Raw genomic sequence first — 16,909 nt, 5'->3', positions numbered from 1 at the left:
CATATCCAGTTCAGGGTCGTGTGTTACGCGGCCCTGACGGTTTGTTGTTATCGCAGTTGGATTGACCGCCATGCTTGATAAACCGACCCGTGATCCGGCCAATCCGGCCGTGGATCAAACCGATCTGAAATATATGCCCGGTTTCGGCAATGATTTCGAAACCGAAAGCCTGCCCGACGCCCTGCCACAAGGGCAAAACAGCCCGCAAAAATGCGCCTATGGGCTTTATGCCGAACAGCTTTCCGGTTCGCCCTTTACCGCGCCGCGCGGCACCAATGAACGGTCCTGGCTGTATCGCATCCGGCCCAGTGTCAAACATAATGGCCGCTTTACCGTCCTTGATCACCCGCATTGGAAAACCGCCCCGTGCCTGAATGATCACAGTCTTGCCCTTGGTCAATTGCGCTGGGATCCGGTGCCGATGCCAAAAGACGCAACCGATTTCATTTCGGGCATGCGCACCATCACGACGGCGGGCGATGCGATGTCGCAATCGGGCATGGCAAGCCATGTCTATGTTTGCAATGCCGATATGGTCGATGACTATTTCTTTGATGCCGATGGTGAACTTCTGATCGTGCCGGAATCCGGCACGCTTCGGATATTTACCGAACTTGGCATCATGGATGTAGGCCCGCTTGAGATCGCCCTGATCCCGCGCGGCATGATGTTCAAGGTCAGCATCCTTGACGCCGGGATTGATGGCGGGGCGCGCGGCTATGTCTGTGAAAATTATGGTGCGAAATTCACGCTGCCAGACCGTGGGCCGATCGGGGCGAACTGTTTGGCCAATCCGCGTGATTTCAAAACACCCGTTGCCGCCTATGAGGATAAGGAAACCCCGTGTCGGGTAAGGGTAAAATGGTGTGGGCAGTTTCACGAAACGTCGATTGGTCATTCACCACTCGACGTGGTCGCATGGCACGGCAATTACACACCGTTCAAATATGATCTTCGGACATTCTCGCCGGTTGGCGCGATCCTGTTTGATCATCCCGATCCGTCGATCTTTACGGTTCTGACCGCACCTTCGGGGGAGGAAGGCACGGCAAATGTCGATTTCGTGATTTTCCCGCCACGCTGGATGGTGGCCGAACATACATTCCGCCCGCCATGGTATCACCGCAACATCATGTCGGAATTCATGGGCCTGATTTGCGGGCAATATGATGCCAAGGAAAAGGGATTTGTTCCGGGCGGCATGAGTTTGCACAACATGATGCTGGCCCATGGCCCCGATGCATTCGGCTTTGACAAGGCATCAAATGCCGAACTCGGCCCGCAGAAGCTTGATGGCACCATGGCGTTTATGTTCGAAACCCGCTTTCCGCAGCAATTGACCAAATTCGCCGCCGAACTTGAAACCCTTCAGGATGATTATCTTGATTGCTGGTCCGGGCTTGAACGCAAATTTGATGGCACCCCCGAAGGCCGGAAATAAAGGCAAAACGATAAGATGAAACTTGCATCCCTTAAAAACGGCACTCGTGATGGTCAGTTGGTTCTGGTAACCCGTGATCTGGAATCCTATGTCGATGCCAGCGCGATCGCGCCAACCCTTCAGGCCGCCCTTGATAACTGGTCGGTGATCGCACCGCGTTTGCGCGAACTGTCCGATGAAATCGAAGCCGGTTCCACGATTGCCAGGCGCGTGACGCTTGATATGGCAAACCTTCATTCCCCATTGCCGCGCGCTTATCAGTGGGCGGATGGGTCGGCCTATGTCAATCACGTGGAACTGGTGCGCAAGGCCCGCGGGGCCGAAATGCCGCAAAGCTTCTGGACCGATCCGCTGATGTATCAGGGCGGCTCTGACAGTTTCCTTGGGCCGCGTGATGATATCCTGATGGCCGATACCGCCTGGGGCATCGATATGGAAGGCGAGATTGCGGTCATCACCGATGACGTTCCGATGGGTGCTAGCCTTGATCAGTCCCGTTCTGCCATTCGGCTGATCATGCTGGTCAATGACGTATCGCTGCGCGGTCTTATTCCCGGCGAACTGGCCAAGGGGTTCGGGTTTTTCCAGTCCAAACCGTCTTCGGCATTTTCGCCGGTTGCGGTAACGCCAGATGAACTCGGTGATGCCTGGGATGGGGCGAAGCTTCATCTGCCGCTTCATGTTGATCTGAATGGCAAGCCGTTTGGACGGGCAAATGCCGGAATCGACATGACATTTGATTTTGCCCAGCTTATTGCCCATGCTGCACGCACACGCCCGCTGGCGGCAGGCACTGTTATCGGGTCGGGGACGGTATCAAACAAACTTGATGGCGGACCAGGCAAGCCGGTTGATCAAGGCGGGGCTGGGTATTCCTGTATTGCTGAAATCCGCATGATCGAAACGATTGAAACCGGTGCGGCGATAACCCCGTTCCTGCAATTTGGCGACCGGGTCAAAATTGAAATGCTTGATGATCATGGCCGGTCAGTCTTTGGTGCGATTGATCAGGCCGTTCGTCAATACAAGCCATAAGGACCGAATATGGGCGAAGTCGTCCTGTATGATTACTGGCGATCATCGGCAAGTTACCGGGTGCGGATTGCGTTGGGGCTGATGAATATTCCCTATCGGACGGTGCCGATTGATCTTCTGGCCGGGATTCACAAGGTCCCGGACTATCTCAAACGCAATCCCCAGGGGCTGGTGCCAGCCCTTGAGATTGACGGGATCATGATGACCCAATCGGTATCAATCATCGAATATCTTGATGAAACAAGGCCCGGGCAGGGATTGCTTCCATCCGAAACCCTTGCCCGGCAACGCGTGCGAGCCCTGACACATGTTATTGCCATGGATATTCATCCCATCTGCAATCTGGGTGTGGTGCGTCATGTCATGGATTTGGCATCCGCCAGTGGCGAAGACGCCGATACGTTCCGGCATAACTGGATGGAGAAATATATCGGCAGTGGCCTGGCCGCGTTCGAGGCCATGCTGGCGACGCGCACGAATGAAGGCGGCGATGGCAACAAGACGAACGGTGGAAAATTTTGCCATGGCAATCGCCCGTCCATGGCCGATATCTGCCTGATCCCGCAGCTTTACAACGCGCGCCGCTGGAATGTGAGCCTTTCTCACTTTCCGCGGATCAGGGCGATCGAACAAAGCTGTCTCGCCATAGACGCCTTTGCCAATGCCCATCCTGACAGGTGCCCGCGCTAATGACGCGGGTGCTTAAATCCTGTCGGTTCTGGGCTTAAACCCCGATTGCCATGCCGTCGCTTCGCGGATCATGCGCACCGTCAACAAAGCCGTCATCGTCAATGCGAATGATCCCGGCCTGACCGGCAAGCGCGCTTTGGGCTTCAATCGCGCGCAGGATGTGACCACGCTTAGAAAGTGTATCAAACACGTCATCGCCGGCATCGACTTCAAGTTTCAGGCTGTCATTGCTGTCGGAAAATGTCTTGCCCAACAGGAAGCGTGGCTTGGCAAGGGCGTCGGCTGGTGACAGGCCGAAATCAAGAACACGGGTCAGCAACATCGCCAATGTTTGCGGCTGCCCATCCGCCCCCTGGGTCCCATACAGCAGATGCGGTTTGCCGTTCCTAAGGGCCAAACCGGGATTAAGCGTATAGAACGGGCGTTTGCCGGGTTTGAAGCAGTTCGGGTGGTCCGGATTGGTGGTAAATGCCGCCCCCCGGTTCTGCCAGACGATGCCGGTATCACCGGCAACCACCCCGCTGCCCCAATCGAAATACGTACTTTGCAGAACACTGGCGCAATTGCCCTGCGCGTCCCTGGCGGCAAGGAAAACCGTATCGCCATGTCGGAACGGATGGGGCCAGTCCAAGGCGGTTTCAGTCGAAACAGACCTGGCTGCGCGTGCCAGATTTGCGGGATCAAGCATTGCGGTAAAGTCGGTTTGGGCGAAATCGGGATCACCGATCTGATCGCGTTCGAGAAATGCCTGCTTGATGGCCTCAACCACCAGATGGAAATGATCGCTATTGCCTTCGGCCCAGTTTTTGGGGCCGAGTTCGCCCAAAACCCCCATGGTCATCAGCGTTGCCAGACCCTGTGTCGGGGCAGGCGGGGCAAACAGGGTGACATCACCATATTCAAGGGATACCGCATCAACCGTCCGGGTGCGGGTGTTGGCAAGATCCGCCTTGGTGATTGGTGAACCGACCGCTGAAAGCCCGGCAACGATGCGATCCGACAGGGTGCCTTCGTAAAAATCGCGCGCGCCGTTTTGCGCGATCAGTTTCAGGCTTTCAGCGAGTTGCGGCTGATAAAACATCTCGCCCGCTACCGGCATTTTGCCGTTGGGGGCAAAGATATCGATAAAGCCCGGCCAGTTCGCGATGTCATCTTTGCGGAAATCAAGCCAGAAGCATTGTGATGCACTGATCGGGAAGCCGTTTTCGGCAAGATCAATGGCGGGTGCAATCAGATCGGAAAGCGTCTTTTTGCCGTCCCAGTGACGTGCCGAATGATCCAGCGCATGCTGCCAGGAATCAACCGTGCAGGCGGTGGTCAGGGTTGAACCCGCACCGCGCAGAGGGATCGGTTTGCCCGCATCGGCAAAGCTGCCCGGATTTTGAACGGCCTGCCCAATGCCCATAAAGGATTGGACCTTCCCCGATGCATCCGACACCATCCAGACCGCATCCCCGCCAATGCCGCAGAAATGCGGGTATGTTACCGCTAACATTGCCGCTGTTGCGACCACGGCCTCGATCGCGGTGCCGCCATCACGCAGGACTTGCGCGCCGGCCTCGCTGGCGGCGGTGCTGGGGCTTGTGATCATGGCGCGATGGCGGTGGATGGATGCGGGATCGGGCATGGTCGGATTTCTTTCTGCGATTTCAAATGATGGGGCGGGATCTGGCAAAGGTCGGATCAGCTGTGGCGAAATTGCATGCAATCAATTATACAAACGCAAACAGTTTATTGTATGCATCGGGAAACGTGGCGGGCAGGCATGAAGGCATCTGACAAGGTTAAACACCGCACGGACATGATCAGTTCGGCATTGCGTTCGGCAATCCTGGAACGCGTTTTGATGCCCGGCATGAAATTGCCCGAGGATTCCCTTGGTGAACGTTTCGGCGTCAGCCGTACCCTTATTCGTCAATCCCTTGAACGACTTGCCGCCGAAGGTCTGGTTGAACTTCGCCGCAACAAGGGTGCGATGGTCGCCAAACCCAGCCTTGAAGAAGCGCGCGATCTGTTTGAATTGCGCACCCAGATCGAAGACCTTGTGATCAGCCGGGTGATCAAGAATATGAGCCCGGAACTTCTGGCCGAACTCGAAGCCCATCTGGCCAAGGAAGTCGCAGCCGAACATGCGTCCGAGCCGATTTCGATCCGGCTGGCGACCGAGTTCCATATCCTGCTGGCCAAGCTTTCGGGAAGCCCGGTTTTGCTGCGCTATGTCGAGGAAATCGGATATCGCTGCGGTTTGACGCTGTCGCTGTATGCAAGGCCGCATTCGACCGATTGTGGCATTCAGGAACATAGGCAAATCATCGAAGCCCTGAAAACCGGGGATGAGGAAACCGCGCGCAAATTGATGCGGCATCACCTGACCGCCGTGGCCGACCGCGCATTGTTCACGACCGAGGAAGGCGGGCCGCTTTTGTATCTGGATGCGCTTGAACCCTATGCCAAAAGGGTGCGTGACGGCGGGGCCTAATGCAACAGTACGTGCGCGGACAAAACCGCCCGCCCGCAAAAGCAGGCGGTCAGTTCCGCAAACGTGATCATGGATCGATACGCCGCATCGTCGGATATGCATCGGGGATCAGGCCTTGATGCCTTTGCGCACCAGAATGCGTTCGGCACTTTCATTCCAGACATCCATTTTGACGATCTTGCCGTTTTCAATCACGAAACGGTCGACATAACGATTGCCTTCAAACGGCGTTCCGTCCGGCCATTCGCCATAAAGCCAGCCGGTGCTGTAAACCACGGTCTGGCCGTTGGTATTGGCGACATCAAACTGACCGAACTTCTTTTTCACCCATTTATAGCGCGCAGCGTTAAAGGCCGTGGTGCCCGACGGATGGTCGTATTTCTGACCATCGGTAAAGGTGATGACAACATCATCAGACATGAAAGTCGCCGCCAGTTCGGGGTCGGGCTTCATGGATGCATCAAGAAAATCGCGCACGGTCCGGGCTTCGGGCGGCAGTGTATCAAGCACATTTACCGCAGTCTGATCGGTCATCTGGAATTCCTCATTCACTGCAATTGATCTGTGATCAGCATAATACGCAGGCAGAAAATTTGCATGCACTAATTTTATGCAATAATTGCATGCAATTTGCGTATACATGAGGCAAATGCGTTTCGTTAATTGACCTGAATTTTCGTAAGTATCTGAAATTTATCAATTCTTATTCTTGGCACGGGCCTTGCTGCAGTGCGGTGGTTGTTCGGCGCGTATCGTGAAACTGCGACGACCGAATGCGACCGGAATACGAAAGTCACATAATCAGGGAGTCTCACATGCCTATTTCTTCGCCTATTCCGAAACTGACGCGCCGTGCCGCCCTTTTGGGGGCCGCTGCTGCGATGATGTTCGCTGCCACCTTGCCCATCCATAACGCCCGTGCCGAAGACACCGTGAAGCTTGGCCTTGTTGCTGCGCTGAGTGGCCAGTCGGCCAAATCCGGCGAAGCAATCACGCGCGGCATTACCCTTGCGATTGACAAGATCAATGCCGAGGGCGGCGTTCTTGGCAAGCCGCTTGAACTTGTATCGCGCGACGATGAAAGCAACCCGGGCAAAGGTCTGGTCGCGGCCCGTGAACTGGCACAGCGCGAAGGCGTTGCTGCGATCATTGGCGGTCTTGATACGCCGGTATCCTTTGCCATTGTCCCGTATGCCAATCAGCAGAAAATTCCGTTCATCGGCCCTTGGGCTGCTGGTACCGGCATCACCAAAAACGGTGCTGAAGAAAACTATGTGTTCCGCGTTTCCGCCGTTGATGAATATGTCGACGAAGCAATCACCGAATATCTGATTGCAAATTACGGTGCCAAAAAGCCGGGCATGATCCTGATCAACAACCCGTGGGGGGAGTCCAACGAGAAGGGCTTGCTCAAGGCGCTGGAAAAACGCGGCATGACCCATGCCGGGATCGAAAAGTTTGAATCAAATGACGTCGATGTTGTCCCGCAGCTGACCCGTCTTAAGGAGAATGGTGCTGACTCCCTGTTCGTGGTTGCCAACGTTGCCCCGACCGCACAGGTGATCAAGTCGCTTGATCGTATGGGTTGGGATGTGCCGATTTCCTCGCATTGGGGCCCGGCTGGCGGTCGCTTTACCGAACTGGCAGGCAAATCCGGCGAGAAGGTCCATTTCATCCAGACCTATCTGTTTACCGATGCAACCAGCCCGATGTTCGTCAAGCTTCAGGAAAAATTCCCGGAAATCAAAACCCTTGCCGATGTGACCCCGGCGACCGGTATTGCCAATGCCTATGACGCGACCCTTCTGATCGCAGCGGCCATCGAAAAGGCCGGTTCGACCGACGGTCCGGCCATCCGCGAAGCGATGTACGAGATTTCGGGCGTCGAAGGCATGATCAAAACCTATGACAAGCCGTTCACCCCGGATGATCAGGACGCGCTTGGTCCGGAAGATTACACCTTCGCGCATTTCGTCGAAGGCGAAATCATTCCGATTAAATAAGCCGCTTTTTACCCCTGTGCGCGGCGGACCCACCCTGCATCGCACAGGGCTTTATTCCTTTTTTGAATGATGCACTTCTGGTGCGCGACATAACAGGCGACTGGCAATGACATTATTAATCGCAGCCCTGATTACCGGGATCGGTCTGGGCAGTATGTACGGACTGATCGCACTTGGTTTTCAGATCACCTATTCGGTGTCCTCAAAGGTCAATTTCGCCCAAGGATCGATGGTGATGCTGGGTGCGGTATTGGGCTTTGTTTTTTGTGAACAATATGGCTTGCCTGTCATTGTCGGTTACCCGCTTGCCATTCTGTGCTGCGGGCTTGGCGGTATTCTGGTCGAGTTTTTCCTTGTCCGTCCCTTTGCCATTCGCAATTCCGAAGCCTGGCTGATGGCGACGGTTGCCGGCGGTATCTTACTTGATAACGCGGTGCTTTTTACCTTTGGCAATGAACCGCGCACGTTGCCGTCCGCCCTTGTTGGTGAAACCTGGAATATCTTTGGGACGGGCGTTTATCCGCAACAAATACTGATCCCGATTGCGGCCATCGGTGTGGCCTTGGCCCTTCATGCCCTGTTCCGCCATACCCGGCAGGGCCGCGCGCTTTTGGCGGTGGTGCAAAACCTTCAGGCGGCAAAGCTGATGGGGATCAACACAACCGTGATGGTCACCGGTTCCTTTGCCATTTCATCAATGCTTGCTGGCTGTGCCGGGCTGTTGATTGCGCCGCTGTTTTCGGTGCATTCGGACATGGGCACGCTTTTTGGTCTCAAGGCATTTGCCGTCGCCATTCTGGGCGGCATGACTTCGGCTTATAGCGTGATGCTGGCAGGCTTTATCTATGGTCTGGTCGAGGCCGCTGTGACCACCTATCTCGGATCGTCCTATACCTTCATCGTCGTGTTCGCACTTGTGATTGCGGTCCTGACCATCAAACCAAGCGGCCTGTTTGGTCGTGCAGCGATCAAGAAGGTCTGATGATGAAAACGAAGTTTCAACTTAAAAACCCGATGCCCAAACTGAACAAGCCTGTTGCTCTTGACGCTGCGATCATCCTTGCCGTGCTTGGCGGGTTGATCGGTGTTTCAATCACCGGCGGCTATACGCAGTTCATCATTGGCCTTGTCGCGATCACCACGATTTTGTGTGTGGGGCTGAACGTTCTTTATGGTTTGACGGGTCTGGTGTCACTGGGGCAGGTCGGGTTCTTTGCGATTGGTGCCTATGCCAGTGCGATCCTGACGCTCGCGGGCTTGAATTTCTGGCTGTCGCTGGTGGCGTCATCGGTGATTGCCGGGTTTGCCGGGTGTTTGCTGGCCCTTTCGGCTGTGCGGATGGCGGGTCCGTTCCTTGCCATGGTGACTATTGCCTTTGCCTTTATTGTCGAACATGGCGCGATTGAATGGCGTGCCCTGACCGGCGGGCAGAACGGTTTGATGGGCTTCCCGATGCCCGAACTGTTTGGCTATATGCTCAGTGAAACCGATCTGGTGATGCTGTGCGTTATTCTGGGCGGGGTTGCGTTGCTGGCATTCCGTCGTCTGGCGACAAGTGGCTGGGGCATGGCGATGACATCGATGCGCGATGCCGAAATTGCGGCCAGTTCGCTGGGCTATAATGCCTTTGTCGTCAAGGCGACCGGCTTTGCCATTGCGGCGGCGATGGCGGGTCTTGCCGGGGCGCTGTTTGCGCCGCTTATGATGTTTATTGCACCCAGCAACTTCCCGCTTAGTCAATCGATCCTGTATCTGTTTGCGGTCATTCTGGGTGGGGCAGGCACGGTTTTGGGGCCGCTGGTCGGCGCCACGGTTTCGGTGATGCTGCCCGAAATGCTGGCCGATTTTGCCGAATATCGTTTGCTGATTTTTGGCGCACTTCTGATCGTCGTTCTGTTGATCGCGCCGCGCGGTATTGTCGGTGTGATCGAACGGTTCATCCCGCTTAAAAAACGCACGGTCAATGCCACCCCGGCGGTCGAGATCGAGGCAGGGCTTAAAGCCTACGCCAAGTCTGACGGTCTGGTGGTTGATGATATCTCGATTGCCTTTGGCGGGGTGAAGGCGGTCAATTCCGTATCCTTCACCGCCAAGCCGGGACAGGTGACGTCGATCATTGGTCCGAACGGGGCAGGCAAGACCACGCTTTTGAACATCATCAGCGGGTTTTACAAACCGACCGAGGGTGCGGTGGGTATCGGTGATCAGGACATTGCCGGAAAACCGACCGACTTTGCCGCTCGCAACGGGATTGCGCGCACCTATCAGGCAACCCGGCTTTTTGAAAATATGTCGGTGGTCGATAACGTCATTGCCGGTCTTCCGGTTGGTCGTTTTGGCGAGCCGTTCAAGGCGATTGCATCAGATGACAACCGCAACCATGCCGCCGGACTTTTGGCATTTTGCGGCTATCAGGGCGATATCGATGCCCGTGCGGGTGATTTGCCGCATGTGGATCGCCGTCTTGTCGAAATTGCCCGGTCACTTGCGACCAGGCCCGGTGTTCTTCTGCTTGATGAACCGGCTGCCGGATTGATGCATGCCGATAAGGTGGCACTTTCCAAACTGTTGCGCCAACTGGCCGATGCCGGGATCGCGGTTGTTCTGGTCGAACATGACATGGAAATGGTCATGGGCATTTCCGATCAGATTTTGGCGGTGGATGCCGGAACCCCGATCATTTTCGGAAGCCCGCAGGCGGTGCAAAGCAACCCGCAAGTTATTGCGGCCTATCTTGGCGATGGAAAGATGAAGGCGCGCCCACGACCCATTCCGTTCGAAGCCGGGGACTCCCCGGTGATTGAAACCCTGCGCCTGACCGCGGGATATGGTGCGGCCCCGGTTCTGCAATCAGTTGATATCAAGGTCCGTCAGGGCGAGATGGTCGCACTGCTTGGCGCCAATGGTGCAGGCAAGTCGACCTTCCTGACCGCCCTTGCGGGACTGTTGCGCCCGGTAAAGGGGCAGATTGTTCTTAATAACGAATATATCCATGCCCTTGCCCCGCATCAGATCGTTGAACAGGGATTGATCCTTGTACCCGAAGGGCGTCAGGTTTTCCCGGAACTGACAGTGCGCGAAAACATCGAACTTGGGGCCTATAAGCAACCCAAACCGGTCAGTGCCGAGGAACTTGAAACCATCCTGAAACGCTTCCCGCGGTTGCGTGACCGCATCAACAGCCCGGCAGGGTTGCTGTCCGGTGGTGAACAGCAAATGATGGCGATTGCGCGTGGCTTGGTCGCCAAGCCAAAGGCGCTTTTGCTTGATGAACCGTCCCTTGGTCTGGCACCGGCGATGGTCGAAGAACTTTATGCCATTCTGGGCGAGCTTCGCGATGATGGCGTGACCATTCTTCTGGTCGATCAGATGGCGACCATGGCGCTTTCGGTGGCGGATTATGCCTATGTCCTGGAACAGGGACAGGTGGTTGCCGAGGGCCCCGCATCGGATTTGCGTCAGGATGAACGCCTGATTGCCGCCTATCTGGGCGGCAGTGAACAGGGCGATAAAAATCAAGAAAAGGTGGCGGTAGGAGATGTTTGATTATCTGGTAAAGAATGCCTGCCTGCATGGCGAAAACACCCTTCTTGATCTTGGGATCGCCAATGGCAGGATCGTTGAAATCGGTCAATCGATAACCGGGGATGGGCCCGTTTTTGATGCGGCCGGGCAATTGGTGACGGCGGGCTTTGTTGAAAGCCACCTGCATCTGGATAAGGCCTGCATTCTGGATCGTGCCAAGAATGAAACCGGGACACTTTCGGGTGCGATCAGTGCGGTTGCCAATGCCAAAAGCGGCTTTACCGAAGATGACGTCTATGCCCGCGGGGCCAAGGTGATTGAAAAGGCAATCACCCAGGGCACCAACGCCATTCGCACCCATGTGGAAATTGATCCGGGCATCGGGCTTGCGGGCTTTGACGCCATCAAGCGGCTTAAGGCCGATTACGCATGGGCGATGGATATCGAAATTTGCGTCTTCCCGCAGGAAGGGTTGCTGAATTATCCGGGGACCGAGGAATTGCTGCGCGAGGCCCTTGAAAACGGGGCGGATCTTTTGGGGGGCTGCCCCTATATGGATACCGATCCCGACGGTCAGATCCTGCGCCTGTTTGAAATGGCGCGGGAATATGATGTCGATCTTGATTTCCATCTGGATTTTGATTTGGACGGTTCATGGCGTCATCTTGATGAAGTGGCCCGCCAATCCATTGCCTTTGGCTGGCAGGGCCGGGTGATGATTGGCCATGTCACCAAGCTGTCGGTTCTGCCCAAACCGCAACTTGAAGACACGATTGCGATTATGCGTGATGCCGGGATCGGATTGACCGTGCTTCCGGCAACCGATCTTTTCCTGACCGGGCGCGATCATGATCATAGTGTGCCGCGGGGTGTGGCCCCGGCGCATAAACTTGCCGCGCACGGGGTTTGCTGCACGATTGCGACCAACAATGTGCTTAATCCGTTTACGCCCTTTGGGGATTGTTCATTGTCCCGGATGGCGAACCTTTATGCCAATGTAAGTCAGCTTTCGACAGAAGCCGAACTTGAAAACTGCTTTGCCATGATCGCCGATGCCCCGGCCAGACTTCTGGGGCGATCCAGCCGGATTGCAGTGGGCGAAGCTGCGAGCTTCATCATCCTACCGGCCCAAAGCCGCGCACAGGTGGTTTCCGAAATCAGCCGCCCCGTGTGGGGCATGAAAGACGGGCGGGTCACGTTCGAACATCCCGCCGCAAGGCTGTTTCACCCATAAATCATACAAATGAAAAAAGGGCAGCGGATCGGCTGCCCTTTTTGTCTGATGATTGCTTTTTGGATTAACCGTGCGCGATCATGATGTGACGAGCAGCGGTGTAATCTTCGAGTGCGTAATGCGACATGTCCTTGCCATAGCCGGACTGTTTCAAACCACCATGGGGCATTTCATTGACCAGCATGAAGTGGGTGTTGATCCAGGTACAGCCATACCGCAGACGGGCACTTGTTTGCATGGCGCGTGAGATATCCTTGGTCCAGATTGACGATGCCAGACCGTAATCGGAATCATTGGCCCATGCGACGGCCTCGTCAACATCGGTAAAGCGGGTGATGGATGCCACCGGGCCAAAGACCTCGCGACGGACGATTTCGTCACTTTGCAGGGCACCGGCAATCACGGTCGGCTGATAGAAGAAGCCCGGACCGTCATGCAGTTTGCCACCGGTGGTGATTTCGATGTGTTTCTGTTCGGATGCGCGGGCGACAAAGCTTGCCACCCGGTCGCGCTGACGTTCGGAAATCAGCGGGCCAATTTCGTTTTCAGCATCATCGGGGCGGGCATAAGCAATGCTTGAAACCGCCGACGAAAGATCCGCCACCAGCTTGTCATGGATTTTCGGACCGGCATAGATACGACATGCCGCTGTGCAATCCTGCCCGGCGTTATAGTAGCTGAAGGCGCGAAGGCCTTCGACGACGGCATCGACATCCGCGTCATCAAATACAATCACCGGCGCCTTGCCACCGAGTTCAAGATGGGTGCGCTTGACCGATTTGGCGGCGGCCTGAAGGACCTTTTTGCCGGTCGCGACATCGCCGGTGATCGAAACCATATCGACCTTGGGGTGGTTGATCAGGGCATTGCCAACCGTGGCCCCACGGCCCAGAACGATGTTGACCACGCCTTCGGGCAGGATATCGGCCAGAATGGTCGCAAGCTTAAGGGCGGTCAGCGGGGTTTGTTCAGACGGTTTGAAAACAACGGTGTTGCCCCCGGCAATGGCGGGGGCCAGTTTCCAGGCCATCATCATCATCGGATAGTTCCACGGCGCGATGGAACCCACAACCCCGATCGGATCGCGACGGATCATTGATGTATGGCCGGGCATATATTCACCGGCAAGCGACCCTTGCATGCAGCGCACGGCACCGGCAAAGAAACGATAACAATCGACAATGGCGGGGATTTCGTCATCGCGTACCGCATTGATCGGTTTGCCACAGTTAAGCGATTCCAGTTTGACGAATTCTTCGGCCTCGGCCTCGATCCGGTCGGCAATTTTCAGAAGGTAATTCGACCGCTCCGCCGGTGTGGTGCGCGACCACGACTGGAATGCATGTTCGGCGGCATTTACGGCCCGGTCGATCTGTTCCATCGATGCTTCGGGCAGCATCATGATGGTTTCGCCGGTTTTGGGATTGATGATGTTTTCTTCGGCTTCGACGCCCGTTTCAAGGCTGCTGCCGATCAGCATCTTTGTGTCCATGATAAGCTCTCCCGTTTCTATCGTTATTACGTTGTTACTTCCCGGATCCGGCCACCTGATCGCCATCACGGGTCAGGTAATAGGCCGCAAGGATCGGCAGGACCGTGACCAGAACCACAACCATCGCCACCACGTTGGTGACAGGTCGCTGGCGCGGTCGGACAAGTTCTTCGAGCATCCAGATCGGCAATGTTGATTGCTGACCGGCGGTAAAGGTCGTGACAATCACCTCGTCAAAGGACAGGGCAAAGGCCAGCATCCCCCCCGCCAAAAGGGCCGTGCCGATATTGGGCAGAATGACATGGCGGAATGTCTGGAAACTGTTGGCGCCCAGATCCATTGATGCTTCGACAAGTGATCCCGATGTCCGCCGGAACCGTGCGACGGCGTTGTTATAGACAACGACAACACAGAACGTCGCGTGACCCAGAATGATCGTCCAGATCGAGAACGGGATGTCAGCAATGCTGAAGGCGGATCGAAGCGCAATACCGGTGATGATGCCCGGCAAGGCAATCGGCAGGATCACCAGAAGCGATATGGTTTCCCGGCCAAAGAATTTGGTCCGCGATACCGCCGCAGCACAAAGCGTTCCCAAAACCATGGCAATCACGGTCGAAATGGTCGCGACCTGAAGCGACAGTTTAAGGGCATCCCAGACATCCGGGCGGTTCCATGTGACTTCCAGCCACTTCAGGGTGAAACCGGGGGGCGGCCACTGATATGATTTATCCTCGGTCGTGAAGGCATAGACAAAGATCAGGGCAATTGGCAGATGCATGAAGGCAAGTCCAAGCCCGGCAGCTGCCTTAAGCGCAAAGGGTGCGCGTTGCTTTCCATCAGATCGCATCGAAAGCCCCCATGCGTTTGGCACCCCAAAGATAGAAGCCCATGATGACAATCGGCACGACTGTAAAGGCCGCGGCCAGCGGAATGTTGCCTGCTGTGCCTTGCTGGGCATAGACGGCCTGACCGATAAACAGGCGCGATGACCCGACAATTTGCGGAATGATGTAATCGCCAAGGGTCAGCGAGAAGGTAAAAATCGACCCCGCGACAATACCGGGCAAGGCCAGCGGGAAAATCACATGGCGGAATGTCTGACCCGGCGTCGCACCAAGATCACCCGATGCCTCGATATAGCTTCCCGGTACCCGTTCAAGTGCGGCCTGAACCGGCAGAACCATGAAGGGCAACCAGACATACAGGAACACAAGGAAGGTCCCGGTATAGCTGACCGACAGGGAATAGCCACCAATGATCGGGATCGCCAGCCATGCTTCAAGAAGCCAGGTCAGATGCAGCTTGGCAAAAATCCATGTCAGGATGCCTTCCTTGGCAAGGATCAGTTTCCAGGCATAGACCTTGACCAGATAACTAGACCAAAGCGGCAGCATCACACCGATGTAAAACAGTGCCTTCCATTTTCCGCGCGCATAACGCGCGGCGAAATAGGCAATCGGAAATGCCACACAGGCCGCGGCAACCGTAACGATGGCCGCCATGGAAACGGTGCGGATGATGATATCAAGATTGGCCGGACGGAACAGTTCGCCATAGGTTTTAAGCGTCAGTTCGTACTGAACCATCCCGGAAAATTCATCGATGGAAAAGAAGCTTTGCGCCAGCAACGCAAACAGCGATCCAAGATAGATGATGCCAAGCCACAGAACCGGCGGGGTCAGCATCAGGATCAAAAGCAGTTTGGGATTGCGCCAGAACCGGTCTGACAGCGATCCGGTCCATCCGCCCTGACCGGGCAGAATGGCCGTACCTTGCGCGGATTCCGTGACGGGGGATGCGGCCGTCATTGGGCATCCTCCATCAAATGCAATTCGCTTTCCTGCCAACTGATTTGAACAGCGGCGCCATTTTGCGGCACGACCTGATCGGCAGCGATCAGGGCATTGATCCGCATATCGCCAAGCGCCAACCCGACCCGGGTGGTGCCGCCCAAATAGCTGCTTCCGGTCACGGTTGCTGCGTGGCCATCAGACTGAACAAAGCGGATGGCTTCGGGGCGCAGGCTGGCATAGGCGGCCTTGCCGGTCAGCTGTTTGACAAAGGCCGGTTCAAGTACGTTTGATGATCCGACAAAATCGGCGACAAAGCGGCTTTGCGGACGTTGATAGATATCCTGCGGACTTCCGATCTGCTGGATTTTACCGTTATTGAAAACAGCAACCCGGTCGGCCATCGACAGGGCTTCGCCCTGATCATGGGTGACAAAGACGAACGTGATGCCAAGTTTGCGTTGCAGGGTTTTGAGTTCGTCCTGCATCTGTTCACGCAGTTTCAGATCAAGCGCGCCCAGCGGTTCATCCAGCAGTAAGACCCTGGGTTTGTTGACCAAGGCACGGGCAAGGGCAACGCGCTGGCGCTGCCCACCGGAAAGCTGCCCCGGGCGACGGTCGCCATAGCCGGGCAGGGCGACAAGTTCGAGGGCCTCGTTGGCGGCCTTGTGACGTTCGGCCTTGCCCATTCCCTGGATCATCAGGCCATAGGCCACATTGTCGATGATGTTCATATGCGGGAACAGGGCATAATCCTGAAACACGGTATTCACGTTGCGCCGATAGGGCGGCACGTTTTCGACCTTGGTGCCGAAGATTTCGATATGGCCGCTTGTCGGTTGCTCAAAGCCGGCAATCAGGCGCAGGCAGGTCGTCTTGCCCGATCCTGACGGGCCGAGCATAGCGAAAAATTCGCCCTCGGCGATTGACAGATCCACATCATCAACGGCGCGAACCGAGCCGAAATGGCGTGAAACTCTGGAAAAGGAAACTGCAGTCGTCATTGGTAAACCAGTTGTTTGAAGCCCGCCCGCGCAGGGCGGGCTTCGGGTCGCAAGGGAGGTGGCGGGTGGCGCCCAATCGGGTGATGTGTGACCGTGGCTGATGCCCATCGCACGGCCAAGCCCCCCGGATTGGCAGCGATTGCACATTTCAGCAGGCAGGCATCAGATGCCGGGTGTACGAGACACCTGACGCCCTACCATGTCTGGTCACAA

The 16,909-nt window shown here is 56.0% G+C and carries 14 protein-coding genes; 8 read left to right on the top strand and 6 right to left on the bottom strand.

Annotated features, from left to right (window positions below):
• The first annotated feature begins 70 nt into the window (after positions 1–70).
• From hmgA to maiA, 3 genes are read left to right on the top strand one after another with little or no spacing between them, the layout of a single operon-like run.
• On the top strand, positions 71–1,441 hold the full coding sequence (gene hmgA, locus SIB88_RS19060) for a homogentisate 1,2-dioxygenase (protein WP_412558810.1): 1,371 nt from the start codon (positions 71–73) through the stop codon (positions 1,439–1,441).
• Between the two features lie 15 nt (positions 1,442–1,456).
• A complete protein-coding gene (locus tag SIB88_RS19055; protein WP_412558809.1) occupies positions 1,457–2,476 on the top strand; it encodes a fumarylacetoacetate hydrolase family protein in 1,020 nt (339 codons plus the stop codon).
• 9 nt (positions 2,477–2,485) lie between these two features.
• Entirely contained in the window at positions 2,486–3,166 is a 681-nt protein-coding gene (gene maiA / locus SIB88_RS19050; RefSeq protein ID WP_412558808.1) for a maleylacetoacetate isomerase, read from the top strand.
• Between the two features lie 34 nt (positions 3,167–3,200).
• Here the strand turns inward: maiA and SIB88_RS19045 are convergent, their stop codons facing one another.
• Positions 3,201–4,793, bottom strand: a complete 1,593-nt coding sequence (locus tag SIB88_RS19045) for a gamma-glutamyltransferase family protein (protein ID WP_412558807.1) — start codon at positions 4,791–4,793, stop codon at positions 3,201–3,203.
• A 138-nt stretch (positions 4,794–4,931) separates the two neighbouring features.
• On the opposite strand from SIB88_RS19045, the gene SIB88_RS19040 reads away from it, so the two are divergent.
• Positions 4,932–5,645, top strand: coding sequence for a GntR family transcriptional regulator (locus SIB88_RS19040; RefSeq protein WP_412558806.1), 714 nt, complete (start codon positions 4,932–4,934; stop codon positions 5,643–5,645).
• 108 nt (positions 5,646–5,753) lie between these two features.
• Here the strand turns inward: SIB88_RS19040 and SIB88_RS19035 are convergent, their stop codons facing one another.
• A complete protein-coding gene (locus SIB88_RS19035; protein ID WP_068517020.1) occupies positions 5,754–6,179 on the bottom strand; it encodes a nuclear transport factor 2 family protein in 426 nt (141 codons plus the stop codon).
• A 281-nt stretch (positions 6,180–6,460) separates the two neighbouring features.
• Between SIB88_RS19035 and SIB88_RS19030 the strand changes: the two genes are divergently transcribed.
• The 4 genes from SIB88_RS19030 to SIB88_RS19015 all read left to right on the top strand — a co-directional run bounded on the left by SIB88_RS19030 (position 6,461) and on the right by SIB88_RS19015 (position 12,407).
• A complete protein-coding gene (locus SIB88_RS19030; protein ID WP_170310213.1) occupies positions 6,461–7,648 on the top strand; it encodes an ABC transporter substrate-binding protein in 1,188 nt (395 codons plus the stop codon).
• Between the two features lie 106 nt (positions 7,649–7,754).
• The gene (locus tag SIB88_RS19025; protein WP_250284957.1) at positions 7,755–8,630 is read left to right on the top strand and encodes a branched-chain amino acid ABC transporter permease; all 876 of its coding nucleotides are present in this window, start codon (positions 7,755–7,757) and stop codon (positions 8,628–8,630) included.
• Positions 8,630–11,194, top strand: coding sequence for an ATP-binding cassette domain-containing protein (locus SIB88_RS19020; RefSeq protein WP_412558805.1), 2,565 nt, complete (start codon positions 8,630–8,632; stop codon positions 11,192–11,194). The genes SIB88_RS19025 and SIB88_RS19020 overlap by 1 nt, the downstream gene beginning before the upstream one ends.
• Entirely contained in the window at positions 11,187–12,407 is a 1,221-nt protein-coding gene (locus SIB88_RS19015; protein WP_412558804.1) for an amidohydrolase family protein, read from the top strand. The genes SIB88_RS19020 and SIB88_RS19015 overlap by 8 nt, the downstream gene beginning before the upstream one ends.
• A gap of 64 nt (positions 12,408–12,471) precedes the next feature.
• Here SIB88_RS19015 and SIB88_RS19010 read toward each other — a convergent pair whose 3' ends face one another.
• The 4 genes from SIB88_RS19010 to SIB88_RS18995 are packed head-to-tail and all read right to left on the bottom strand — an operon-like array spanning position 12,472 to position 16,696.
• Positions 12,472–13,899, bottom strand: coding sequence for a gamma-aminobutyraldehyde dehydrogenase (locus tag SIB88_RS19010; protein ID WP_068516963.1), 1,428 nt, complete (start codon positions 13,897–13,899; stop codon positions 12,472–12,474).
• A 34-nt stretch (positions 13,900–13,933) separates the two neighbouring features.
• Positions 13,934–14,749 (bottom strand): ABC transporter permease, encoded by an 816-nt coding sequence (locus tag SIB88_RS19005; protein WP_228194455.1) that lies wholly within the window; start codon positions 14,747–14,749, stop codon positions 13,934–13,936.
• Complete coding sequence (locus SIB88_RS19000; RefSeq protein ID WP_412558803.1) at positions 14,739–15,710, bottom strand: ABC transporter permease; 972 nt, start codon at positions 15,708–15,710, stop codon at positions 14,739–14,741. Before SIB88_RS19000 ends, SIB88_RS19005 begins: the two co-directional genes overlap by 11 nt.
• The gene (locus tag SIB88_RS18995) at positions 15,707–16,696 is read right to left on the bottom strand and encodes an ABC transporter ATP-binding protein (RefSeq protein ID WP_412558802.1); all 990 of its coding nucleotides are present in this window, start codon (positions 16,694–16,696) and stop codon (positions 15,707–15,709) included. The genes SIB88_RS19000 and SIB88_RS18995 overlap by 4 nt, the downstream gene beginning before the upstream one ends.
• Positions 16,697–16,909: the final 213 nt, after the last annotated feature.

Origin of the sequence: Thalassospira sp. MIT121401 (genome assembly GCF_047125595.1) — a bacterium.
Lineage (GTDB): Bacteria > Pseudomonadota > Alphaproteobacteria > Rhodospirillales > Thalassospiraceae > Thalassospira > Thalassospira povalilytica.
Note: the sequence above shows the minus strand (reverse complement) of the source record. Positions and strands in the feature narration are given on the sequence as shown.

What these genes read in the sequence shown, in the direction of transcription:
- hmgA (WP_412558810.1), top strand. Translation starts at nt 71, where the DNA reads ATGCTTGATAAACCGACCCGTGATCCGGCCAATCCGGCCGTGGATCAA.
- SIB88_RS19055 (WP_412558809.1), top strand. Translation starts at nt 1,457, where the DNA reads ATGAAACTTGCATCCCTTAAAAACGGCACTCGTGATGGTCAGTTGGTT.
- maiA (WP_412558808.1), top strand. Translation starts at nt 2,486, where the DNA reads ATGGGCGAAGTCGTCCTGTATGATTACTGGCGATCATCGGCAAGTTAC.
- SIB88_RS19045 (WP_412558807.1), bottom strand. Translation starts at nt 4,793, where the DNA reads ATGCCCGATCCCGCATCCATCCACCGCCATCGCGCCATGATCACAAGC.
- SIB88_RS19040 (WP_412558806.1), top strand. Translation starts at nt 4,932, where the DNA reads ATGAAGGCATCTGACAAGGTTAAACACCGCACGGACATGATCAGTTCG.
- SIB88_RS19035 (WP_068517020.1), bottom strand. Translation starts at nt 6,179, where the DNA reads ATGACCGATCAGACTGCGGTAAATGTGCTTGATACACTGCCGCCCGAA.
- SIB88_RS19030 (WP_170310213.1), top strand. Translation starts at nt 6,461, where the DNA reads ATGCCTATTTCTTCGCCTATTCCGAAACTGACGCGCCGTGCCGCCCTT.
- SIB88_RS19025 (WP_250284957.1), top strand. Translation starts at nt 7,755, where the DNA reads ATGACATTATTAATCGCAGCCCTGATTACCGGGATCGGTCTGGGCAGT.
- SIB88_RS19020 (WP_412558805.1), top strand. Translation starts at nt 8,630, where the DNA reads ATGATGAAAACGAAGTTTCAACTTAAAAACCCGATGCCCAAACTGAAC.
- SIB88_RS19015 (WP_412558804.1), top strand. Translation starts at nt 11,187, where the DNA reads ATGTTTGATTATCTGGTAAAGAATGCCTGCCTGCATGGCGAAAACACC.
- SIB88_RS19010 (WP_068516963.1), bottom strand. Translation starts at nt 13,899, where the DNA reads ATGGACACAAAGATGCTGATCGGCAGCAGCCTTGAAACGGGCGTCGAA.
- SIB88_RS19005 (WP_228194455.1), bottom strand. Translation starts at nt 14,749, where the DNA reads ATGCGATCTGATGGAAAGCAACGCGCACCCTTTGCGCTTAAGGCAGCT.
- SIB88_RS19000 (WP_412558803.1), bottom strand. Translation starts at nt 15,710, where the DNA reads ATGACGGCCGCATCCCCCGTCACGGAATCCGCGCAAGGTACGGCCATT.
- SIB88_RS18995 (WP_412558802.1), bottom strand. Translation starts at nt 16,696, where the DNA reads ATGACGACTGCAGTTTCCTTTTCCAGAGTTTCACGCCATTTCGGCTCG.